19 protein-coding genes are annotated in these 21,232 nt (G+C 65.2%); 10 read left to right on the top strand and 9 right to left on the bottom strand.

Annotation, left to right across the window (positions count from 1 at the left end; genetic code table 11):
- Positions 1-92 precede the first annotated feature (92 nt).
- Complete coding sequence (locus LJD17_RS01350; RefSeq protein WP_227382109.1) at positions 93-2,693, bottom strand: DNA translocase FtsK; 2,601 nt, start codon at positions 2,691-2,693, stop codon at positions 93-95.
- A gap of 97 nt (positions 2,694-2,790) precedes the next feature.
- Between LJD17_RS01350 and LJD17_RS01345 the strand changes: the two genes are divergently transcribed.
- Genes LJD17_RS01345 through LJD17_RS01335 form a run of 3 tightly spaced genes read left to right on the top strand, consistent with a single transcriptional unit; the run spans position 2,791 to position 4,402 of the window.
- A complete protein-coding gene (locus LJD17_RS01345) occupies positions 2,791-3,207 on the top strand; it encodes a DUF2946 family protein (RefSeq protein ID WP_227382107.1) in 417 nt (138 codons plus the stop codon).
- Between the two features lie 48 nt (positions 3,208-3,255).
- Positions 3,256-3,786 carry a copper chaperone PCu(A)C gene (locus LJD17_RS01340; RefSeq protein WP_406600746.1) on the top strand — a complete coding sequence of 177 codons (531 nt, stop codon included), beginning with the start codon at positions 3,256-3,258 and terminating at the stop codon, positions 3,784-3,786.
- 10 nt (positions 3,787-3,796) lie between these two features.
- Positions 3,797-4,402: an SCO family protein gene (locus LJD17_RS01335; protein WP_227382105.1), complete on the top strand. Its 606-nt coding sequence runs from the start codon at positions 3,797-3,799 to the stop codon at positions 4,400-4,402.
- Positions 4,403-4,511: 109 nt separating this feature from the next.
- Here LJD17_RS01335 and LJD17_RS01330 read toward each other — a convergent pair whose 3' ends face one another.
- The 4 genes from LJD17_RS01330 to LJD17_RS01315 form a co-directional block, all read right to left on the bottom strand.
- On the bottom strand, positions 4,512-5,849 hold the full coding sequence (locus LJD17_RS01330) for an ammonium transporter (RefSeq protein WP_227382103.1): 1,338 nt from the start codon (positions 5,847-5,849) through the stop codon (positions 4,512-4,514).
- 37 nt (positions 5,850-5,886) lie between these two features.
- Positions 5,887-6,225: a P-II family nitrogen regulator gene (locus LJD17_RS01325; protein ID WP_227382101.1), complete on the bottom strand. Its 339-nt coding sequence runs from the start codon at positions 6,223-6,225 to the stop codon at positions 5,887-5,889.
- Between the two features lie 283 nt (positions 6,226-6,508).
- Positions 6,509-7,405, bottom strand: coding sequence for a hypothetical protein (locus tag LJD17_RS01320; RefSeq protein ID WP_227382099.1), 897 nt, complete (start codon positions 7,403-7,405; stop codon positions 6,509-6,511).
- A gap of 291 nt (positions 7,406-7,696) precedes the next feature.
- Entirely contained in the window at positions 7,697-8,242 is a 546-nt protein-coding gene (locus tag LJD17_RS01315) for a transglutaminase-like cysteine peptidase (RefSeq protein ID WP_227382098.1), read from the bottom strand.
- Between the two features lie 204 nt (positions 8,243-8,446).
- Here LJD17_RS01315 and LJD17_RS01310 point away from each other — a divergent pair, with 204 nt between their 5' ends.
- From LJD17_RS01310 to LJD17_RS01300, 3 genes are read left to right on the top strand one after another with little or no spacing between them, the layout of a single operon-like run.
- On the top strand, positions 8,447-9,265 hold the full coding sequence (locus LJD17_RS01310; protein WP_227382096.1) for an ABC transporter ATP-binding protein: 819 nt from the start codon (positions 8,447-8,449) through the stop codon (positions 9,263-9,265).
- Positions 9,262-10,053, top strand: coding sequence for an ABC transporter permease (locus LJD17_RS01305; protein ID WP_227382094.1), 792 nt, complete (start codon positions 9,262-9,264; stop codon positions 10,051-10,053). The genes LJD17_RS01310 and LJD17_RS01305 overlap by 4 nt, the downstream gene beginning before the upstream one ends.
- 44 nt (positions 10,054-10,097) lie before the next feature.
- Entirely contained in the window at positions 10,098-11,120 is a 1,023-nt protein-coding gene (locus tag LJD17_RS01300; protein ID WP_227382092.1) for an ABC transporter substrate-binding protein, read from the top strand.
- A 9-nt stretch (positions 11,121-11,129) separates the two neighbouring features.
- Here LJD17_RS01300 and LJD17_RS01295 read toward each other — a convergent pair whose 3' ends face one another.
- Positions 11,130-12,041, bottom strand: a complete 912-nt coding sequence (locus LJD17_RS01295; RefSeq protein WP_227382090.1) for a LysR family transcriptional regulator — start codon at positions 12,039-12,041, stop codon at positions 11,130-11,132.
- A 107-nt stretch (positions 12,042-12,148) separates the two neighbouring features.
- Between LJD17_RS01295 and LJD17_RS01290 the strand changes: the two genes are divergently transcribed.
- Positions 12,149-13,330, top strand: coding sequence for an MFS transporter (locus LJD17_RS01290; RefSeq protein ID WP_227382088.1), 1,182 nt, complete (start codon positions 12,149-12,151; stop codon positions 13,328-13,330).
- A 2-nt stretch (positions 13,331-13,332) separates the two neighbouring features.
- Positions 13,333-14,367 carry an aldo/keto reductase gene (locus LJD17_RS01285; RefSeq protein ID WP_227382086.1) on the top strand — a complete coding sequence of 345 codons (1,035 nt, stop codon included), beginning with the start codon at positions 13,333-13,335 and terminating at the stop codon, positions 14,365-14,367.
- Positions 14,368-14,384: 17 nt separating this feature from the next.
- On the opposite strand, the gene tesB is transcribed toward LJD17_RS01285, so the two are convergent.
- A complete protein-coding gene (gene tesB / locus LJD17_RS01280) occupies positions 14,385-15,242 on the bottom strand; it encodes an acyl-CoA thioesterase II (RefSeq protein ID WP_227382084.1) in 858 nt (285 codons plus the stop codon).
- Positions 15,243-15,374: 132 nt separating this feature from the next.
- On the opposite strand from tesB, the gene LJD17_RS01275 reads away from it, so the two are divergent.
- Both LJD17_RS01275 and LJD17_RS01270 read left to right on the top strand, forming a co-directional pair.
- Positions 15,375-16,628 (top strand): ubiquinone biosynthesis hydroxylase, encoded by a 1,254-nt coding sequence (locus LJD17_RS01275; protein WP_227382083.1) that lies wholly within the window; start codon positions 15,375-15,377, stop codon positions 16,626-16,628.
- A 114-nt stretch (positions 16,629-16,742) separates the two neighbouring features.
- Positions 16,743-18,800: a cadherin domain-containing protein gene (locus LJD17_RS01270; RefSeq protein ID WP_227382081.1), complete on the top strand. Its 2,058-nt coding sequence runs from the start codon at positions 16,743-16,745 to the stop codon at positions 18,798-18,800.
- Positions 18,801-18,871: 71 nt separating this feature from the next.
- Here LJD17_RS01270 and LJD17_RS01265 read toward each other — a convergent pair whose 3' ends face one another.
- Positions 18,872-20,110 (bottom strand): NAD(P)/FAD-dependent oxidoreductase, encoded by a 1,239-nt coding sequence (locus tag LJD17_RS01265; protein WP_227382079.1) that lies wholly within the window; start codon positions 20,108-20,110, stop codon positions 18,872-18,874.
- Positions 20,111-20,121: 11 nt separating this feature from the next.
- Entirely contained in the window at positions 20,122-21,144 is a 1,023-nt protein-coding gene (locus LJD17_RS01260) for a 4-hydroxyproline epimerase (protein WP_227382077.1), read from the bottom strand.
- Positions 21,145-21,232 lie beyond the last annotated feature (88 nt).

The raw sequence follows: 21,232 nt of genomic DNA, 5'->3' as shown, positions 1-21,232 counted from the left end.
TCAGAGAGGGTGCTGCGCTAGCCTTCTCATGTGGCTAATCGATGACGCCACCACCAGGGCCGAGGTTCCGTATGCGTCGATTCGATCCACGATCAATCCTCGCCGAGATCCGGTGTTTCCATGAGGATTTCGCGTTTGCCGGCATGGTTGGCGGGGCCGACGATGCCTTCCTTCTCCATCCGCTCCATCAGCGATGCCGCCCGGTTGTAGCCGATCTGCAGACGCCGCTGGATATACGAGGTCGACGCCTTCTTGTCGCGCAGGATCACCGCGATCGCCTGATCGTAGAGATCGCCGCCGCCCGATCCGAACTCGCCCTGATCGAAGACAGGCGCGTCGCCGCCTTCGCCGCCGTTGTCCTCGTCCGCCGTGACGGCTTCGAGATATTGCGGGCGGCCCTGGCGCTTGAGATGAGCGACGACCTTCTCGACCTCCTCGTCGGAGCAGAACGGCCCGTGCACGCGGGTGATCCGACCACCGCCCGCCATGTACAGCATGTCGCCCTGACCCAGAAGCTGCTCCGCCCCCATCTCGCCCAAAATCGTCCGGCTGTCGATCTTCGACGTCACCTGAAACGAAATCCGCGTCGGGAAGTTCGCCTTGATCGTGCCGGTGATCACATCCACCGACGGACGCTGGGTCGCCAGGATCACGTGAATGCCCGCCGCCCGCGCCATCTGCGCCAGGCGCTGGATCGCCCCTTCGATCTCCTTGCCGGCCACCATCATCAGGTCGGCCATCTCGTCGACGATCACCACGATGTACGGCAGCGGCTCGAGGTCCATCACCTCGTCCTCGTACACCGCCTGGCCGGTTTCGCGGTCAAAGCCGGTCTGGACCGTGCGGGTGATCACCTCACCCTTGGCCTTGGCTTCCGACACGCGGGCATTGAAGCCGTCGATGTTGCGCACCCCCAGCTTCGACATCTTCTTGTACCGGTCCTCCATCTCCCGAACCGCCCATTTGAGCGCCACCACGGCCTTTTTCGGATCGGTGACGACGGGGGTCAGCAGGTGAGGGATACCGTCATAGACGGACAGTTCGAGCATCTTCGGATCGACCATGATCAGCCGGCATTCTTCCGGCTTGAGCCGGTATACGAGCGACAGGATCATGGTGTTGATGGCGACCGACTTGCCCGAGCCGGTGGTGCCGGCGACCAAGAGGTGCGGCATGCGTGCCAGATCCGCGATCACCGGCTCGCCGCCGATCGTCTTGCCGAGGCACAGAGCGAGCTTCTGCTTGGTCGATTCGAAATCCTGACTCGCCAGGAGCTCGCGCAGGAAGACGGTCTCGCGCTTGTGGTTGGGCAGCTCGATGCCGATGGCGTTGCGGCCCTGCACCACCGCCACGCGGGCCGAGACGGCACTCATGGAGCGGGCGATGTCGTCCGCGAGCGAGATCACCCGCGAGGATTTGGTGCCCGGGGCGGGCTCCAGCTCGTAAAGGGTCACGACAGGGCCGGGCCGGACATTGATGATCTCGCCCTTGACGCCGAAATCCTCCAGCGTTCCTTCGAGCAGCGCGGCGTTCTGCTCCAGGGCGTCCGCCGAAACCGTCGGGGCCTGCGGCTTCTTGGGCTCGGCCAGGAGGGTGAGGGCCGGCAGCTGATAATTGCCCTCGTCGAGGAACGAGGGCTGCGCCTCGCGGACCATGCGCTTGCCGGGTTTGGGCGCGGCAGGCGCGGGGGCGACCCGCGACGGAGCGGGCTCGGGCATCGAAACGCGGGCGGGAGCGCCGGACGGGGCCTCGTCCCAACCCTCGTCGTCCTCGTCGTGGAGCGGGGCCGCGGCCGGCGCGGGTCTCGCACGGCGCGGCGCGGCATCGTCCAGGATCGGCTCGCGGCGGGTCCAGATCGCGTCAGGCGCCCCGCGCCGGGGCGATGCACCGGCCGGAGCCGTCTCGTATTCCTCGTCGGGCGCGGCGCGGCGCTCGGCCCAGCGGCGGGCCGCGGCCCGCAGGCTCATGGCGCCATGGGCCAAGGCCCCGAGGGACACGATGCCCCAGCCGGGCTCGTCTGCGGTCGCCTCGTCCGCCTCGTCCCACTCGGGCACCTTCCGACGCGGGCGCTTCGCCTCCACGGGCTCGTCCGCCTCGTCCGGATCGGCATAGTGCCGCTCCTCCGACAATCCCAGGCCGCAGGCGGCGCTGAGCGTCAAAATCGCGATGCCGGCAAAGACGAGGCCGAGCACGGCGCTGGCGGAGCCGCTGGACAGCCCCGTGACGGCCTTTCCGGCCGTCAGGACCGCATCTCCCACGACGCCGCCCAGGCCCGTGGGCAAGGGCCAGCGGTCGGTCGCCGGCAACGCACTGGCAAGGGCTGTCGCCGCACCGGCCCCCAGAACCCAGAGAGCCAACCGCAGTTGCGCCCGGCCGAGATGGCCGGACTTCATCAACCGCCAGCCCCACAGGGCGAGCGGCAGCAGGGCCGCGATCGAGCCGAGCCCCAGGAGCTGCATCAGCAGGTCCGCCACGATGGCTCCCGGCCAGCCGAGGAGGTTGCGTATCGGCGCATCGGTGGCGTTGTTGAGGCTCGGATCGTCCACCGACCACGTGGCGAGGGACGCCGCCACTGCGCCGGCCAGGACGAGCAGGCACAGGCCGATCATCTCCTGGGCACGGCGGGCCACGAAGGCCCGCAGAGCGCTGGACAATCCATCATAGGAAGAGGAGGAGCGTCGTGCCGTTCGCATCGAGAACCCTGAGTCGAAATCTCGCCAACAAAATCGAACGGAGACACTAGCCGGATGGGGTTAAGGGTCCTTTAACCCTAAGCGTCGCGATCACCGGTTGACGCGGCGGTCGGGACGGACCAGTGTCCGCGCCATGACGGGCAGGGCATTTCTCACACGCTGGCAACGGGCCGCGCTGACGGCCGTGATCGCCTATGCCCTGGCGCTTCAGGCGCTCTCGTTCTCGTTCGGCGGAGCCGTTCACGCGCAGGCGAGCCTTTCCGAAGGCGTCATATGCGCGCAATCCTCCGAACATTCGAAACCTCATGGCCCGGCGCAGGCCCACGACGCCCTGTGCTGCATCCTCGGGTGCAATCTGTCCGCCGCATTCGGCGGACCGCCGCTGGTTCAGGCCGGCCTTGCGCGCCTTGCCCTCACGCCCGCCACGATTTCCTTCTCGCCGGACAGGGCCGACCCGGTCCGGCTCGTCGGCTTTTTGCCGGTCGGCTCGCGCGCGCCTCCGCGTCCGGTGTGAACGTCTCCCGTCACAACACGTTTTCACCGCGACTACAGGTTTCTTCCGATGAAGCTGTCATTCTCCGCCGGCGCGCTCGCCGCCCTTACTCTCATGGCCGTGTCGGCCCTTGCCCCCGTCCCGTTCGAAACCGCGAAGGCCGCCGGCCTCCCGTCCCCGTCCGCCACCGTCAAGATCGGTGATCTGACCATCGAGCAGCCCTGGTCCCGCGCGACCCCCGGCGGCGCGAAGGTGGGCGGCGGCTATCTGCGCATCACCAACACCGGCAAGGAGCCGGACCGCCTCGTCGGCGGGTCGTTCCCGCTCGCCGAAAGGGTCGAAATCCATGAGATGTCCATGGTCGACAACGTCATGCGGATGAAGCCCGTGGATGGCGGACTGGACATCGCTCCCGGCGCAAGCGTCGAGCTCAAGCCCGGCGGCTATCACCTCATGTTCATGGATCTCAAGGAGCCGTTGAAGGACGGGCAGAGCCTGAAGGGCACCCTCGTGTTCGAGAAAGCCGGAACCGTCGAGGTGACCTATACGGTGCGCGGGATGGGCGGCCAGGAGACCGCGCCCATGCAACACAAGCACTGACCGGGAGGGCATGATGGTTGTCAGACGATCTCTGCTTCTGCCGCTGCTGGTCTTCCTGACGGCGGCGATCTTTCTTCTCGCGACCCTGCTCCTGGTCCTGCCGGATCCCAAGCCCTCGGGGTCCGCCTCGCGGGTTCCCATCGGCGGCCCGTTCCAGCTGACGTCGCAGGAGGGAAAGCCATTTTCGAGCGACAGCCTGAAGGGCAAGCCGTTCGCCATCTTCTTCGGCTTCACCCATTGTCCCGAAGTCTGTCCGACGACCCTCTACGACCTGACGCAGGATCTCACGACGATGGGCAAGGACGCGGACAAGCTCAACGTGGTCTTCGTCACCATCGATCCCGAACAGGACACGCCGGACTTGATGAAGACCTACCTGTCCTCGTTCGATCCGCGGATCATCGGCCTGTCCGGCACGCCCGATCAGATCGCCGCCACCGCGAAGGCCTACAAGGTGTTCTACGAAAAGGTCCCCACCGATTCCGGCTACACCATGAACCACACGGCCACGATCTTCCTGATGGACTCGAAGGGAGATTTCTACGGCTCCTCCAATTTCCAGGAGCCGCAGGAAACCCGGCGGCAGAAGCTGCAGAACCTGGTGAAGAACGGGTGATGTGACATCGGCCGCAATCCCGGACGACAACAACAGAAAAGCCCCGGCCGTGATGCCGGGGCTTTTCCTTTGACGACCCTCTGGTTGGTTTGTCTTGTCGTCGGAAAGCTCAGTAATTGTAGGCGCGCTCGCCGTGGTCCGCGAGGTCGAGACCTTCGCGCTCCGCCTCGTAGGCGGCGCGCAGGCCCACCGTGAGATCGACGATCTTGTAGAGGATGAACGAGCCGATTCCGGTCCACAGCAGGGTCACGACCACCGCGATGAGCTGCGTCCAGAGCTGTCCGCCGATCGAATATTCGCCGACGCCGTAGCCGCCGAGCGAAGGTGCCGCGACGATGCCGGTGCCGATGGCGCCGACGATGCCGCCGACCCCGTGGATGCCGAACACATCGAGGGCATCGTCATAGCCGAGGGCGTTCTTGATGGTGGTGACGGCCAGATAGCAGACCACGCCCACCACGAGACCGAGCACGATGGAGCCCATCGGACCGGCAAGGCCGGCGGCCGGCGTGATGGCGACGAGGCCCGCGACCGCGCCCGACGCGATGCCCAGCAGCGAGGCCTTGCCCTTCTCGAAAGCCTCCACGGTGGTCCACGCCAGGCCTGCGGCGGCGGGAGCCAGGATGGTGTTGAGAAGAGCCAGCGCGGCGCCGCCGGTCGCCTCGAGGTTCGAGCCGGCATTGAAGCCGAACCAGCCCACCCACAGAAGGCATGCGCCGACGAAGGTAAGGGTCAGGGAGTGCGGCGCGAGCAGGTCGCGGCCGTAGCCGATCCGCTTGCCGACCATGAGGGCGCCGATGAGACCTGCCACGCCCGAGTTGATGTGCACGACCGTGCCGCCTGCGAAGTCGAGGGCGCCCAGACCGAACAGATAGCCTTCCGAGAACCACACCATGTGGGCGATCGGCAGATAGATGAAGGTCAGCCACAGGGCCGTGAACAGCATCACGGCCTTGAACTTGATGCGCTCCGCGAAGGCGCCGACGATGAGAGCCGGCGTGATCGCCGCGAAGGTCAGCTGGAAGGCCAGGAACGTGAATTCCGGGATCGCCACGCCCTTGGTGAAGGTGTCGGCGGTGGAATCCGTGGTCACGCCGGCCAGAAAGGCCTTGGAGAAGCCGCCGATGAACGCGCCGATGCCGCCGGGTCCCGACGTGAAAGCGAGGGAATAGCCGTAGAACACCCACAAGATCGCGACCAGGCTGAACACGGAGAAGACCTGCATCAGCAGGGACAGCATGTTCTTGGTGCGCACCAGGCCGCCGTAGAACAGGGCAAGGCCCGGGATCGTCATCAGGATCACCAGGATGGTCGACACGAGCATCCAGGCGGTGTCGCCCTTGTTGACCGTGGGAGCGGCGGCATCCTGGGCGAGCGCCGGCTCGAACGCCATGAGCGTGAGCCCGATGCCCGCAAGGGCCGTTGCGAGATTCAAACGAGGTTTCATCGGATTCAGACTCCGGACGAGGAAAGGGAAACGGGCATCACAGAGCATCGGCATCGGCTTCGCCTGTGCGGATGCGGACGGCCTTCTCAAGGGGGACGACGAAGATCTTGCCGTCGCCGATCTGGCCCGTGCGGGCAGCCAGGGTGATGCCCTCGACGACCTTCGGGACGATCTCCGTCGGCACCGCGACTTCGATCTTCAGCTTGGGCAGAAAGCTCACCGCATATTCGGCGCCGCGATAGATCTCCGTATGCCCCTTCTGTCGTCCGTAGCCTTTCACTTCGGTCACGGTGAGGCCGTGCACGCCGAGGGAGGTGAGCGCGTCGCGGACCTCCTCCAGCTTGAACGGTTTGATGACCGCCATCACGATTTTCATGGGTGAAGCCCCCTTGTTGAAGGTTCTCCTGAGCCGGTCTCGACGCCCGCTCACGAGAAAATGCCGTCGGAACCCGACCGTCCGGACGGGTCTCGCTGGGGTTTAAGCAAAAATGATGCCAACGCGTGCGGGCTGCTTCGGCCGTTCCGCCCTGACCGCGGAAGCGCTCACAAATGAGGCTGTTTGGGCATGTCTGCACAAAACGCAGGCAGAAGAGGCGGCAAACAAAAACAACCCCGGCTTGGGCAAGCCGGGGTTGCACAGAAAAAGTCAGGAAGGCGTTTTAACGGACGCTGTCGTCCTTGCCGTTGGGGCTCCCGTCACGGCCGCCATTCCCGAAGCCGTTATTGCCGTGTCCGCCGCCATCGTTGCCGTTGTGCTCACCGTTGTTGCCGTTTCCACGGCCGCCTCCTCGATCACCGCCTCGATCACCCACGTCACCGCGGCCCCGGGATCCGCCACCAAAATCGCCCCCATTCGGGCTCTCGCCGGCGTGACCGACGCTGTGATCATTTCCTGGATTGCCCAAGCCGCCACCCGTTGATCCGACGGCTCCGCCTCCGGTCCCAGTCCCGCTTCCGGCGGTCGTCCCACCTCCAGCAGTAGCTCCGCCGCCGGCAGTTGCTCCGCCACCAACCGCACCCGCGCCCCCGGGCGCTCCGGCGCCTACGCTGCCGGTCGAGGCGACATCGCCCGTCCCGCTGGCTGCTGCCTCACCCCCACGACCGGCCGCAGCGCCACGGGCGCTGCTGCCAAGGGCATTCCCGCGCGCGGCTCCGGCTGGGCTGACGGCGCCGCCATTCAACGTATTGGGTTGGCCGGAGAGAGGCGCGACGGAACCGCCAGGGGCCGAGAAGTTCTGGTTCGCAAATCCGCCCGAGCCGAAAAGAGGGGTGCTGCCCGAGCCACTCGCCAGCGGAGCGCGCTGCGTGATCGATCCGGTCGCCGTGACGTCCCGGTCCGTCAATCTGTTCAGCTGGCGCAACGCCTGAGGACGAACGGCGCAGCGGCATACCTCTTCACCCTGGACGATGTGAAGACGACAGTTGCTGTACATCGACGGATTGGCGACTGCCGGAACACATTGCCCTCCCGGACGCAGGCCCTGTGCCAAAGCCGGGAACGCGGAAGCAAGCAAAAGGGCTGCGCTGGACGCAGCGAGAACGTGCGAACGTTTCATGGACTCACCTGAAGAGGAGATCGTTGGAAATTGAGACTAAATTGTCTCGAATGTCTCAATGACGCGGCAGCAAAGACATGGTTCCCACTCTTCAAGAGAAAAGTTATTGAATAACTGCAGCTCGGCAGTATTAATCTATCTTTTCCAACACATTCAACGGAACGATTAGCATAGCTTGGCCATTAATGCGCTTCATGTATGTATTCAGGAACCGTTCATCTTCGCTATCCTGCGTCGCTGCCCCTCCCGTTGATGGGAATTCTTACTCAATCTTGGCTGTTCTTGACGATCTCACCCGCGCCTGCGTCGAGAGCTTGCTCCAGCGACAATCCGCTCCGCGACCGGAAGATCCACCGTCGGCTCCCGTGTCCTTTCCCCAGACGCCGCGATCCATCCTCGCCCCGATTGGCGAGCGTAGAACGTGTGCCCCGTCCGCGAGGACGGCAGGATCGTGGAGGTCAGGTTGTCGAGCACCAGGGAGCCCTCGGCGGTCGCCACGGTCAGAACCGCGTGAGCTTCGCCCTGAGCCGTCACGCCGACGGCAATCGACAGGGCCGCGGAGGGCCACCCTCTCTCCAGCAGGAGCTTGCGCTTCAAAAGCGCGAAATCTTCGCAGTCGCCCTTTCCGCTGGTCGGGAGGGTCCAGACATCCTCGCGCCCGTACTGCTCCATATCCGACATCTCGACGATGGTGCTGTTGACGAACGTGTTGACGCGCTGGAGTTCGGCCATGCGCTCAGCAGTCACGGTCACACCCACGGCAGGTTTCGCCGCCGCCGGGACGGCCATGAGCATCGCCAGGGTAACGCCGCCGGCGCAGATACGGAAAATGGACATGATGGCCCCCAAAAAGCTGTTGTTCGTGCCGGAACTTTTCGAAGCGACCGGCTTTAATGTTCTCGCGCCTTTCTCATCACGCCTTCACGCCCGGATTACGGCAGCTTGGGCATAAGGTGATGCCGGGTTCGGTCTTGCCATCGGGGAACGAGGCTTTACGGTGAAGGCAAGCGTCGCTCACAGACGCGGGAAACGTCCCATCCGATGTCGCTGACCGATCAAGCCTCCGCCGTTTCACTTCGCAATCTTGCCATCACCTTCGGTGCGAAGGAGGGTGGCTATACAGCCGTCGCCGCGATCGATCTTGCGGTTCGCCCGGGCGAATTCATCGCCATCGTCGGGCCGACCGGGTGCGGAAAGTCGACGCTCCTGAATGCGTCGGCGGGTCTTCTCGAACCGTCCGAGGGCGATGTCGCCATCTTCGGCGCGCCGCTTCAGGGCCTCAACCGGCGCGCCGGATATCTCTTCCAGCAGGACGCGCTGATGCCCTGGAAGACCGCGCTTCAGAATGTCGCCGTCGCCCTGGAGCCGAAAGGCGTGCCCCACGGACAAGCCCTCGACAAGGCGCGGGACTGGCTCCGCCGCGTCGGCCTCGCGGCCTTCGTGGACCGCTATCCCCACATGCTCTCCGGAGGCCAGCGCAAGCGCGTGGCGCTGGCGCAGATGCTGATTCGCGATCCCGAAATCCTGCTCATGGACGAGCCTTTCGGTCCCCTCGACGCACAGACCCGGCAGATCATGGGAAATCTGCTGCTGGAGCTCTGGGCGGCCGACCGGAAGGCGGTGCTGTTCGTCACGCATGATCTCGAGGAGGCGATCGCCCTGGCGGACCGCGTGGTGGTCATGTCCGCAGGTCCCGCCGCCCGCATCATCGGCGAGTTTCCCATTTCCCTGCCGCGGCCGCGGGACATTTCCGAGATCCGGCTCGAACCCGCCTTTCACCATATCCACAAGGAGATTTGGGCGAGCCTGCGCACGGAAGTGCAGAAAGCCTATGCGCAAGGGGAGGGAACGACACCATGAAACGCGCAAAACTCCTCGGGCTGCAGCTCCTGGTCGCCGTTCTGTTTCTGCTCGTGTGGCATGTGTTCACCGCCTATCCGATTCTCGCGCCCGTCAAGCAGTCCCAGTTCTTCTTTTCCAATCCGTTCGACGTGTTGATCCGCGCCGGCAAGGAATTCGCGACCGGCGAAATCTGGCGTCACCTCGGCATCACGCTGCTCGAAACCGTGCTGGCTTTCGCGTTCGGAGCGCTCGGCGGAATCCTCTTCGGTTTCCTGTTCGCCCGGCGCGAGCTGCTGGCGGCGGTGTTCGACCCTTACATCAAGGCCGCGAATGCCCTGCCGCGCGTCGTGCTGGCGCCGATCTTCGCCTTATGGTTCGGCCTCGGCATCTGGTCGAAGGTGGCGCTGGGATTCACCCTCGTGTTCTTCATCGTGTTCTTCAACGTTTATCAGGGCGTGCGCGAGGTGAGCCCGGTGGTGCTCGCCAATGCGCGCATGCTCGGCATGAACGAGCGCCAGCTCCTGCGGCATGTGTACTGGCCAGCGGCTCTCACCTGGGTGTTCTCGTCGCTGCACACGTCCGTCGGCTTCGCGCTGGTCGGCGCCGTTGTCGGTGAATATCTCGGTTCCTCCGCGGGCCTCGGCTACAAGATCCACGAAGCTGAAAGCGTGTTCGACGTGACGGGCGTCTTTGCCGGAATGCTCATCCTGTCGATCTTCGTGATCATCATCGATGCCTGCGTGACGCTCATCGAGCGGCGTCTTCTCGTGTGGCGTCCGGGGCCATCGACAAGCGGCCGGGGTTGAGCAATCCTTTGTCCAACGAAGCAAAACCATTCAGGGAGACGATCATGGAACGCCGCACATTTCTGATCGGAACGGGCGCTGCGGCGCTCGCCGCCGGTCTCAGCCGTACCGCCTTCGCGCAGGAAAAGCCGGAAAAGACCAAGGTGACGCTCGGCGTCGGCGGCAAGCCGCTTCTGTATTATCTCCCGCTGACCATCGCGGAACGGAAAGGCTTCTTCAAGGAGGAGGGCCTCGACGTCGAGATCAACGATTTCGGCGGAGGCGCCAAGTCGCTCCAGGCGCTGATCGGCGGCTCGGTGGACGTGGTGACGGGCGCCTATGAACATACGATCCGCATGCAGGCGAAAGGCCAGGACGTGCGCGCCATCACGGAGCTCGGGCGCTTCCCCGCCATCGTGATCGCGGTCAAGAAAGAGAAGGCCGGGCAGATCAAATCCGCCGCCGATTTCAAGGGCCTCAAGATCGGCGTCACCGCGCCGGGCTCATCGACGGCGCTGACCGCCCAATACGCCATGGTGAAGGCGGGCCTGAAGCCCTCGGACGCGGCCATCATCGGCGTCGGCTCCGGGGCAAGCGCCGTCGCGGCGATGCAGAAGGGCGAGATCGACGTGCTGTCGCATCTCGATCCGGTGATCGCCAAGCTCGAATCCGACGGCGACATCGCGATTCTCATCGACACCCGGACGGAGGCCGGCACGCGCGCCTTGTTCGGTGGCTCCAATCCTGCGGCGACGCTCTACACGAAGAAGGATTTCATCGACGCGAATCCCGTCACCGCGCAGCGTCTCGTCAACGCCTTCATGAAATCCCTGAAATGGTTGCAGACGGCAAAACCCGACGACGTGGCGGAAGCGGTTCCGGCGGAATATCACCTCGGCGACAAGGCCCTCTACATCAAGGCGGTGCAGAACTCGCTCGAAAGCTATTCGCGCACGGGCATCGTGCCGCCGGACGGCATGGCAAGCGTGATGGACATGCTGAAAACCCTCGATCCGGAACTGAAGGACGCGAAGGTCGATCTCGCCACGACCTTCGACGACCGCTTCGTCAAGAAATTTACCGGCTGATGCGGCGGCTTATCGCTTGGGCAGCGTCACGGTTTCGGCCAGATAATCGATAAAGGCGCGCACCCGTGCGGGCAGGCGGCCGCCCTGGCCGACGAAAACCGCGTGGATGTCCTCCGAATCCCCGGGATTGAACTCTTCCAGGACCGGCACGAGCCGGCCCGCCGCGATGTCGGGACCGATATGGAACCAGGCGAGGCGGGCCAACCCCACGCCGGCCAGCGCCAGCCGGCGGGATGTTTCGCCGTCGCCGGACAAGGTATTGCCGACCGCCGGCAGCGTCCGGTTGACGCCGCCTTCCACGAACGGCCATTCGTCGAAGCTGCGGGCGAAATTGAAGCCGATCCGGTTATGGGTTTCGAGTTCCGCCAAGGTCCGGGGCGTTCCGTGGTGCGCCAGGTAATGCGGTGCCCCGACCACGACCATTCGGCTCGATCCGAGCTTGCGCGCCACGAGCTGCGACGTCCGCAACGGGCCGACCCGGATCGCCACATCCGCCCTTTCCTCGAACAGATCGATCACCTGATCGGTCAGGACGATGTCGAGCCGGACCTCGGGATAGCGTTCGAGAAAGCCCGGCACGAGGGGCAGCAGATGATGGAGACCGAACGGGACATTGCTGTTGACCCGCACCCGGCCCCGCGGCGCCGCCCCCGATGATGCCTCGCGCTCGGCGTCGTCGATCTCGGCCAGGATGCGCTTTGCCCGTTCGAAGAAAGCGATCCCCTCCGGGGTCAGCTGCAGGCGGCGCGTGGAGCGATGGACCAACCGCGCCCCGAGCCGGGCTTCCAGGCGGGCCACGAGCTTGCTGACGGCCGAGGGCGTCATGCGCAGGGAACGGGCGGCCGCCGAAAAGCCCGAGCGTTCGACGACGCGGACAAAAACTTCCATCTCGCCCGAACGATTGATCTCCAGCCGTGCCATCGTGAATTCATCTCACAAATGATGTTCCCAATAGCATTCTAATTCAAAAGCCGGCGACCCCCTAGTTTTGCGTGACCTTCACAACCGGTCATTACGGGAGCCTGTTCTTGCCCCTTGCCCTTTACACCCTGACCGCCGGGGCCTTCGCCATCGGCACCACGGAATTCGTCATCATGGGCCTGCTGTTGCAGGTTGCCGGGGATCTCGGCGTCTCCATTCCGCTCGCGGGCCTGCTGATCTCCGGCTATGCCCTCGGCGTCACGGTCGGCGCGCCGCTGATGACCATCCTGACACGCCGCTGGCCCCGCAAGACGGTTCTGGTCGCCCTCATGGTGATCTTCACCATCGGCAACATCGCCTGTGCGATCGCTCCGACCTACGGAGCCCTGATGGGAGCCCGCATCGTGACGGCCCTGGCGCACGGGACCTTCTTCGGCGTCGGCTCCGTCGTCGCGACGTCCCTTGTGGCGCCGGAGCGCAAGGCCTCGGCCATCGCCATCATGTTCACGGGCCTGACCGCAGCCACGCTCCTCGGTGTGCCGCTCGGGGCCTGGATCGGCCTTGCCTTCGGATGGCGCGCCACGTTCTGGACGGTTGCGGCCATCGGAGCAATCGCCACGCTCGTGCTGGCGGCTTTCGTTCCCGGCAACGGCCGTCGCGAGGATGCTTCGTCGCTGCGCGAGGAGGTCGCCGGGCTGATGCGCCTGCAGGTTCTTCTCGGCCTCGCCATGACGGTTCTCGGCTATGCGGGCGTGTTCGCGGTCTTCACCTATGTGCAGCCGATCCTCACGCAGATCACGGGCTTCTCCGAGGCGGCGGTGTCGCCGATCCTCCTGATCTTCGGGGCGGGCCTTGCGGTCGGCAATCTCGGGGGCGGGTGGCTGGCGGACAAGCGCCTGATGCCGACCCTGATCGGGACCCTGGCGGTTCTGGCGCTCGTTCTCGCGCTCATGACCTTCGCGGTGCATGAAAAGACCGCCGCCGTGGCGTTCGTCGGACTGCTCGGCGCCGCGGCCTTCGCGACGGTGGCACCCCTTCAGCTGCGCGTCCTCGAGAAGGCCGGGGGCGCCGGTCAGGGACTCGCCTCCAGCCTGAACATCGCGGCCTTCAACCTCGGCAACGCCCTCGGCGCATGGATCGGCGGCGTGGTGATCGACAGCGGCCCTGGACTGGGCGCGGTCACCTGGGTTGCCGCGCTCATCACCCTTGCGGGTCTGGCCCTCGCCCTCGTCAGCCAATGGCTCGACCGGCGGGCTCCCGCTTCCGTTCTTTCTCACCAGGGAATCTGACCATGGAATATCGGCGATTGGGACATTCGGGACTGGACGTTCCGGTGCTGAGCTTCGGGGCCGGCACATTCGGCGGAAAAGGCCCTCTGTTCGGAGCCTGGGGCGAGACGGACACGGCGGAGGCCCGGCGGCTGATCGACATCTGCCTCGAAGCCGGCGTGACGATGTTCGACACGGCCGACGTGTATTCCGACGGCGCATCGGAGATCGTGCTCGGCGAGGCCATCAAGGGCCGGCGCGACAAGGTGCTTCTCTCCACGAAAACCGGTTTGCCGACCGGGGAGGGCCCGAACGAGGCGGGCACCTCCCGGGCTCGGCTGCTCCCTGCGGTGGACGCGGCCCTGCGGCGTCTCGGCACCGATTACATCGACCTGTTGCAGCTTCACGCCTTCGACGCCGGAACCCCGGTCGAGGAAGTACTGTCGACCCTCGACGATCTCGTTCGGGCCGGAAAGGTCCGCTATGTGGGGGTCTCCAACTTCGCCGGCTGGCAGCTCATGAAGTCGCTCGCCGTCGCGGATCGCCACGGCTACCCGCGCTACGTGGCCCATCAGGCCTATTACTCGCTGATCGGGCGCGATTACGAATGGGAGCTCATGCCACTCGCCCGCGACCAGGGCGTCGGCGCGGTGGTCTGGAGTCCCCTCGGCTGGGGTCGGCTCACCGGTAAGATTCGCCGCGGCCAGGAGTTGCCCGAAACCAGCCGCCTGCATCAGACGGCCGAGTACGGTCCGCCGGTATCCGACGAGCATCTGTTCCGCGTGGTCGATGCCCTCGACGCCGTGGCCGAGGAAACAGGCAAGACCGTCCCGCAGATCGCCCTCAACTGGCTGCTGCGGCGCCCGACCGTTTCCACCGTCGTGGTCGGAGCGCGCAACGAGGAACAGCTGCGGCAGAATCTGGGAGCGGTCGGATGGTCGCTGACGGCCGAGCAGGTCGCCCGCCTCGATGCGGCCAGCGCCGTCACCCCGGCTTATCCCTATTGGCCCTCGTATCGTCAGGCCGGCTTTGCCCGGGTGAACCCGCCCGCTGTCTGACGCGCAGCCCATCGGCCTCAGCTGCGGTCGCGGATCAGGCCTTCCTGGGCCACGGACGCGACTAGGGTGCCGTCCTGCCGGAAAATCAGCCCCCGTGAAAAACCACGGGCGCCGCCGGCATTCGGCGTGTCCTGGGCATAAAGCAGCCATTCGTCCGCCCTGAAGGGCCGATGGAACCACAGGGCATGGTCGAGGCTGGCGCCCTGAATGGTCGGATCGAACACGGTCCGGCCATGGGGAATCAGGGACGAATCGAGAAGCGTCATGTCGGACGCATAAGCCAGCACCGCCTGGTGCACCGCCGGATCGTCCGGCAGGCGGTCGGTGGCGCGGATCCAGACATGGAACAGCGGCGCGCCCGGATCCTGCGACGTGTAGCGCTGCATCTCGACGGGACGCATCTCGATCGGCCGTTCGCGCTCGAAATAGGTCCGCATGGGTTCCGGCATCTTCTGTAGCAGTTCGGCCTTCACTTCCGTCTCGCTCGGAAGCTGCTCCGGGCCCGGAACGTCCGGCATCGGGGCCTGATGCTCGAACCCGTCTTCCGCGAGCTGGAACGACGCCGACATGGAAAAGATCGCCTGGCCGTGCTGGATCGCCACCACCCGCCGCGTGGTGAAGCTGCGGCCGTCACGGATCCGATCCACCTCGTAGATGATCGGAACCTTGGGGTCCCCGGGAAGCATGAAGTAGCCATGGAGCGAATGGGGCTGGCGGCCCTCCACGGTGCGGGTGGCCGCCACGAGGGCCTGGCCGATCACCTGGCCGCCGAACACGCGCTGCCAGCCGACCTTCGGGCTCTGGCCGCGGAACATATTTACTTCGATGGCCTCCAGATCGAGGATCTTGAGCAGGTTGGCAACGGCACTGGACATGGGCACTGGGTCCTTTCACGGAAATCCATCCATCGAAGAGCCGGCGAGGAACGTCAAGCTTGACGCGTGCCGATCCATCGCGGACACCCAATCCCGCCCGCGATTCCAAGGGCTGTTCGTCAGGAGACCGTCATGAGCGCAGACCGTCCACGTATCGCGATCGCCGGCGGCGGCTTGGCGGGGTTGTCGCTGGCGCTGGCGCTGAAACAGGCGCTGGGCGATGCGGCCGAGGTCGCCATGTGCGATCCGGCCCTGAAACGGGATCCTCATGGGGACAAGCGGGCCTACGCCATCGCGGCGGCGGCGCGCCGGATGCTCGAAGCGCTCCAGATCTGGGGCCTCGTCGCCGACAAGGCGCAGCCGATTCGCGACATGGTGATCACGGACAGCCGCCTGCACGATCCGGTGCGGCCGACATTTCTCACCTTCGCCGGGGAGGTGAGGGAGGGTGAACCCCTTGCCCATATGGTGGCCGGCGGCGATCTGACCGGCGCCCTCGTCGATGCGTGCCGGAACGCCGGGGTCGCGTTGATGCCTGTGAGCGTCGAGAGCTTCTCCGCGCACCCGGGAGCGATCGACGTGGTGACCGATGGCGGCGTCACGCTTCGGGCCTCCCTGCTCGTGGCGGCGGACGGAGCGCGCTCGCGCCTGCGCGATCAGGCGGGGATCAGCTGGATTTCCTGGCCCTACCGTCAATCGGCCATCGTCGCGACCATTCGCCATGCCCGCGACCACGAGGGCAAGGCGGTCGAGCATTTCCTGCCAGCCGGTCCATTCGCGATCCTGCCGCTCAAGCCCGAGGCCTTGCCGGACGGGCGCCTGCAGCACCGCTCGTCCATCGTGTGGAGCGAGCGCAGCGACGAGGTCCCCCATCTGCTTCAGGCGGATCCCGAGGATCTCCTGGCCGAGCTCGAGCGCCGCTTCGGCCTTGAACTCGGGGAAATTTCCTTCGACACGAAACCACAGGCTTTTCCCTTGTCCTTCGGCGTGGCGCGCCGCTTCACGGCGGACCGTCTGGCGCTGTTGGGGGATGCGGCCCATGTGATCCATCCGATTGCCGGGCAGGGGCTCAATCTCGGCCTGCACGATGCGGCGGCTCTGGCGGAAATCGTCGTCGAGGCCCTGCGGCTGGGCCGCGACCCTGGGAGCGCGGATGTTCTCGATGATTATGAGCGGGCCCGGCGCGCCGACATCACGGCCATGGGAATGATGACGGACGGATTGAACCGTTTGTTTTCCAACGATGCCCTGCCGCTGCGCCTGATCCGGGATCTCGGGCTCGGCCTCGTCGACCGGATGCCCGGCCTGAAGCGCTTTTTCATGCAGGAGGCGGCCGGGCTGGCCGGAGGCACGCCGCCGCGGCTTCTCAGGGGGGAGCCCCTCTAGGGCAGTCGCCATCCATGCGTGACGTGCGACAGCACGGGCTCCGGCGAAAGCTTTATTTGCAGAACGTAATATCGTATGAATTTCGGCACGTTCCTTGAACAGCCTGAGATTTCCATGACCAATTATTTCTTCGATGCGGCGCATCCGCTCCTTCCGCAGGGCGCTAATGCCCTTCTCGAATTGCCGGACTCCGGCACAGCCTTCATCGGCCTCGACGTTGTCACGACGACTGGCGCGGCCCTCCTCGCGCAGAACAAGCAGCGCATCACCATCGCCGAGGGCTTCAAGGTCCAGGGTCAGACCTTCGCGGTCGCCCTAAAGGGCAACGGCAGCAGCGTCTTCAATGAAGGCGCCATAGTGTCCGATACCGGTACGGCCATTCGGTTTGCCGGCGGCGGCCTGGGGTTCCTGATGAATGCCGGCAGCATCACCGGCGTGAACGGCATCGAGCTCATCAAAGACACCGCCCTCACCACCGCCGACACGCTCGAGATCTACAACACAGGCACGATCGCGACATCCGAACTGGCGATTCTGGCCGGCATAGGCGCCGATCACGTCACCAATGCGGGCGAGATCAAGACCACGTCCACGAATCTCGCGGGGACCATTATCGATCTCGGCGCCGGAAGCGACATCTATGACGGCACGCAAGGAAGCGTGATCGGCCGCATCGAACTCGGCACCGGCGACGACACGGCCTATGGCGGCACGGGCGCGGATTGGATTTCCGGCGGCAGCGGCAGCAATTACATCGATGGCGGCGCCGGTGTCGACACGGTCGATTACGCGTTCGCCACGCAGGGCGTTTCCCTCAGCCTCGGCAATGCGAATCTCCAGTACACGGGATTCCAGTTCGACCAGGTTCTGAACGTCGAGAACATCGCCGGCAGCGCCCATGCCGACAAGCTGACGGGAAGCGACGGCGCCAACAAGCTCGAGGGTTTCGGCGAGAACGATACGCTGGAGGGTGGTTTCGGCAACGACATTCTCGACGGCGGAGAGGGTCTCGATACCGCGCGGTATTCAGGCTCCTCGCCCGTCACCGTGACCTTGGCGGTGAACGGTCCGCAGGACACCGGCATCTACGGCAGCGACACTCTGATCGGTATCGAAAATCTCGAAGGCGGAACGGGTGCGGACAAGCTGACGGGCAACGACCTGAACAACACCCTCATGGGTGGTGCCGGCAACGATACCCTCAAAGGCGGCCTCGGCAACGATTTCCTGGATGGCGGCTCGGGTGATGACAGGGCCGTCTATACCGGCAACAGCAGCGCCTATACCATCACTCCCGGAACGGAGAGCGGGACCTTCAAGATCGTCGGACCGGACGGCGAGGATGTTCTCAAGGATGTCCGTGTCGTGGAATTTGCCGACAAGACGGTCGCGCTCGTCAACGGGGCTCCGACGAGCATCCTTCTGGCAGGCAGCAGCGTTCTGGAATCCGCCGGTCCCGGCACCGAGATCGGAACCCTGTTCGGCTCGGATCCCGACGGCGATACGCTGACTTACTCCCTCGTTTCGAACGCGGGCGGCCTGTTCAGGCTCGACGGGTCGGACCTGATCCTGAACGGCACGCTCGATTATGAAACTGCGAAGCAACACGCCATCACCGTCAGGGCGGCCGATCCTTATGGAAAGGAGCTCTACAAGACGATCACGATCAACGTGCGCAACGTCGTCGAGACGACCCCGCTGTCTCTGAGAGGAACTGCCGCGAAGGACGCCTTGGTGGGTGAAGGCGGCAATGATCGGATCCTGGGGCTCGGCGGCGACGACACCCTGTGGGGCGAGGCCGGCAGGGACACCCTGATCGGCGGCGCGGGCAACGATGCACTGATCGGGGGCCTCGGAAAGGATGTGTTCGTGTTCGACACGAAGCCCAACGTGCGTACGAACGTGGACACCCTCTACGGCTTTGCGCCCGTCGACGACACGATCCAGCTGTCGCGAAAGATCTTCTCGAAACTGCCGAAGAAAGGCACGTTGTCGAAAAGCGCCTTTTGGACCGGCGATCACGTGCACGATGCCAGTGACCGCATCGTCTACAACAAGAAGACCGGGGCGCTGTTCTACGATCCGGACGGAACCGGAAAGGCCGCGGCAATCCAGATTGCGGTCCTGCCCACCAAGCTCAAGATGTCCCATCTCGATTTCGTGGTCATTTAGGAAGCCCGCGGTTTCCGGACGAGCTGGTTCCAGCCGCGTCCCGTGAAACGAAAGAGCGGCTCAGCCGCCCGTCAGCGTCGGAAGCGCTGCGCGGCGAAAGGCTTAAGGTCGACGGGACTCTGCCGCCCGTCGGCCAGAGCCGCCACCATCTGGGCGGTGATCGCCGCCTGCGTCAGCCCGTGATGTGCATGCCCGAACGCATAGATGATTCTCCCATCGGCCGTGGCTGGGCCGATCACCGGAAGCGAGTCCGGCACGGAAGGGCGAAAGCCCATCCAGCGCCGGGCGGGCTGGGCCGTGTCGAGATGCGGCAGAAAGCGCTTCAGGCGCTCGACGATCGCGTCCGTCCGACGATGGTTCGGCGGAGCCTGGAGGCCCGCGAATTCCACAGCGCCGCCGACCCGGTCGCCGATGCCGAGCGGCGTGGTCACGAAGCCCTCGCCTTCAAACATCACCGGACGCGCGAGGCCGAATGTCCCACTCGGAAAGGTCGCGTTGTAGCCCCGCTCCGTATCGAGCGGGACCGAGTCGCCCGCCTGCTTCGCCAGGGTCGTCGACCAAGCTCCCGTGGCGATGACGATTTTATCGTAGACGGTCGAATGACCATCGTCCGTGCGGATCTCGACGGCATTGGGGCTTCTTTCGATTGCCACGACCCTTTGGCGGATATGCCGGGCACCCCGTTCCCGCGCGCAGCGGAAGATCTCCTCTGCGAGAGAGGCTGGATCCGTCACGTGGCACCCTTCCGGGTAAAGCACCGCGGCGCCGACGCCCTGGAGCGCCGGCTCGATCCGCCGCACATCCACGGGATCGAGAATCTCCACGGCGATTCCATAGGCGCGCTGGCGTGAAAGGATGTCCTTGGCGTGGGCGAAGTCCGACGCGTCGCGCCAGACCGACAGGATGCCTTCCCGGCGCAGAAAGGACCGGAGGGCGAGCTTGTCGAGAAGCGCCGTCCAGGCGGGAAGCGCCTGCCCGTTGATCGCGCGGATCGCCTCGATGCTCGTGGCGATGGCGCGAGGCGAGGACGCGCGCACAAAGCGCAGCAGCCATGGCGCCAGCCTCGGCACGTAGCCGGGCCGGATCGCCAAGGGGCCGAGCGGATCGAGCATCCAGCGCGGAAGGTTGCGCCACACTTTGGGAGACGCCAGGGGCATGATGTCCAGATGGGCGATCCAGCCCGCATTGGCGTCAGTCGCCCGCCCCGTCATGCCTTCAGGATCGATGAGCGTGACCTCATGCCCCGCGTCGAGGAGAGCATGGGCTGCCGTCACTCCGATGATTCCGGCGCCGACGATCGCGATCCTCATCTGTGCTTGCCTCAGGCGCGAAGAGCTTGATCAACCACCTGAAAACCGTGAGCGAACGGATCCCGGTCGTCGATCACGATGGTGTTGAACCCCGTCACCCGCGCCCAGCCCTCGATGGACGGGATGATCGCATCCCGGTCTCCGACCTTGGCCCGCCCTTCGATGCGTCCGGTGAAGGTGGAGCCGATGATGCTTTCATGCACGAAGGCATCGCCTTCCTTGAGTGCGCCGCGTGCGGCAAGCTGCGCCATGCGGGCCGACGTGCCGGTGCCGCAGGGCGAACGGTCGATGGCCTTGTCGCCGTAGAAAACCGCGTTGCGCGCCGTTCCCTCGTTCGTCTGCGCCTTTCCGGTCCACATCACATGGGTGAGGCGATCGATGGCCGGATTCGCCGGGTGGGCAATGCGATGACGCGCATTGAAATCGTCCCGCAGCTTCGGGCTCCACCGTAGGATATCCGAGGGATTGACGGCGGACAGATCCGCATAGCCTTCCTGTGGCTCGACAATGGCATAGAAGTTGCCGCCATAGGCGACGTCGACCTTGAGCGCGCCGAGGCCCTCGACCTCGACGTCATAGTCCGTGCCGTAAAGGAACGACGGGACGTTGGTGATGCGGACGTTCTCGATGAACGGCCCGTTCTGCTCATAGCGGGCTTCCACGAGGCCGGCGGGCGTGTCGAGCTTGAGGAGGCCCGGGACCTTCGGATGAATCAGGCCGTTTTCCAGGGCGATGGTGACCGTCCCGATGGTGCCGTGCCCGCACATGGGCAGACAGCCGGAGGTTTCGATGAACAGAATGCCGACGTCGCAGTCGGGCCGGGTCGGTGGATAGAGGATCGAGCCCGACATCATGTCATGTCCACGCGGCTCGAACATCAGCCCGGTGCGGATCCAGTCGTGCTCCGCCAGAAAGTGCTGGCGGCGGTCGAACATGGTCTCGCCCTTGAGGGTCGGAATGCTGCCGCCGGTCACCACGCGGACCGGATTTCCGCAGGTGTGTCCGTCGATGCAGAAGAAAGTGTGCCGCGCCATGAAGGGTTCTCTGACTGGAGATCGTTGCGAGCGTATCCGAAGGGCGGGACGGCGGTCGAGCCGAAACGGACGACCGCCGTCCCGAATG

This window comes from Microvirga rosea, assembly GCF_020595095.1.
In the GTDB taxonomy this organism is placed as follows: Bacteria; Pseudomonadota; Alphaproteobacteria; order Rhizobiales; family Beijerinckiaceae; genus Microvirga; species Microvirga rosea.
Note: the sequence above shows the minus strand (reverse complement) of the source record. Positions and strands in the feature narration are given on the sequence as shown.

What these genes read in the sequence shown, in the direction of transcription:
- LJD17_RS01350 (WP_227382109.1), bottom strand. Translation starts at nt 2,693, where the DNA reads ATGCGAACGGCACGACGCTCCTCCTCTTCCTATGATGGATTGTCCAGC.
- LJD17_RS01340 (WP_406600746.1), top strand. Translation starts at nt 3,256, where the DNA reads ATGAAGCTGTCATTCTCCGCCGGCGCGCTCGCCGCCCTTACTCTCATG.
- LJD17_RS01335 (WP_227382105.1), top strand. Translation starts at nt 3,797, where the DNA reads ATGATGGTTGTCAGACGATCTCTGCTTCTGCCGCTGCTGGTCTTCCTG.
- LJD17_RS01330 (WP_227382103.1), bottom strand. Translation starts at nt 5,849, where the DNA reads ATGAAACCTCGTTTGAATCTCGCAACGGCCCTTGCGGGCATCGGGCTC.
- LJD17_RS01325 (WP_227382101.1), bottom strand. Translation starts at nt 6,225, where the DNA reads ATGAAAATCGTGATGGCGGTCATCAAACCGTTCAAGCTGGAGGAGGTC.
- LJD17_RS01320 (WP_227382099.1), bottom strand. Translation starts at nt 7,405, where the DNA reads ATGAAACGTTCGCACGTTCTCGCTGCGTCCAGCGCAGCCCTTTTGCTT.
- LJD17_RS01315 (WP_227382098.1), bottom strand. Translation starts at nt 8,242, where the DNA reads ATGTCCATTTTCCGTATCTGCGCCGGCGGCGTTACCCTGGCGATGCTC.
- LJD17_RS01310 (WP_227382096.1), top strand. Translation starts at nt 8,447, where the DNA reads ATGTCGCTGACCGATCAAGCCTCCGCCGTTTCACTTCGCAATCTTGCC.
- LJD17_RS01305 (WP_227382094.1), top strand. Translation starts at nt 9,262, where the DNA reads ATGAAACGCGCAAAACTCCTCGGGCTGCAGCTCCTGGTCGCCGTTCTG.
- LJD17_RS01300 (WP_227382092.1), top strand. Translation starts at nt 10,098, where the DNA reads ATGGAACGCCGCACATTTCTGATCGGAACGGGCGCTGCGGCGCTCGCC.
- LJD17_RS01295 (WP_227382090.1), bottom strand. Translation starts at nt 12,041, where the DNA reads ATGGCACGGCTGGAGATCAATCGTTCGGGCGAGATGGAAGTTTTTGTC.
- LJD17_RS01285 (WP_227382086.1), top strand. Translation starts at nt 13,333, where the DNA reads ATGGAATATCGGCGATTGGGACATTCGGGACTGGACGTTCCGGTGCTG.
- tesB (WP_227382084.1), bottom strand. Translation starts at nt 15,242, where the DNA reads ATGTCCAGTGCCGTTGCCAACCTGCTCAAGATCCTCGATCTGGAGGCC.
- LJD17_RS01275 (WP_227382083.1), top strand. Translation starts at nt 15,375, where the DNA reads ATGAGCGCAGACCGTCCACGTATCGCGATCGCCGGCGGCGGCTTGGCG.
- LJD17_RS01270 (WP_227382081.1), top strand. Translation starts at nt 16,743, where the DNA reads ATGACCAATTATTTCTTCGATGCGGCGCATCCGCTCCTTCCGCAGGGC.
- LJD17_RS01265 (WP_227382079.1), bottom strand. Translation starts at nt 20,110, where the DNA reads ATGAGGATCGCGATCGTCGGCGCCGGAATCATCGGAGTGACGGCAGCC.
- LJD17_RS01260 (WP_227382077.1), bottom strand. Translation starts at nt 21,144, where the DNA reads ATGGCGCGGCACACTTTCTTCTGCATCGACGGACACACCTGCGGAAAT.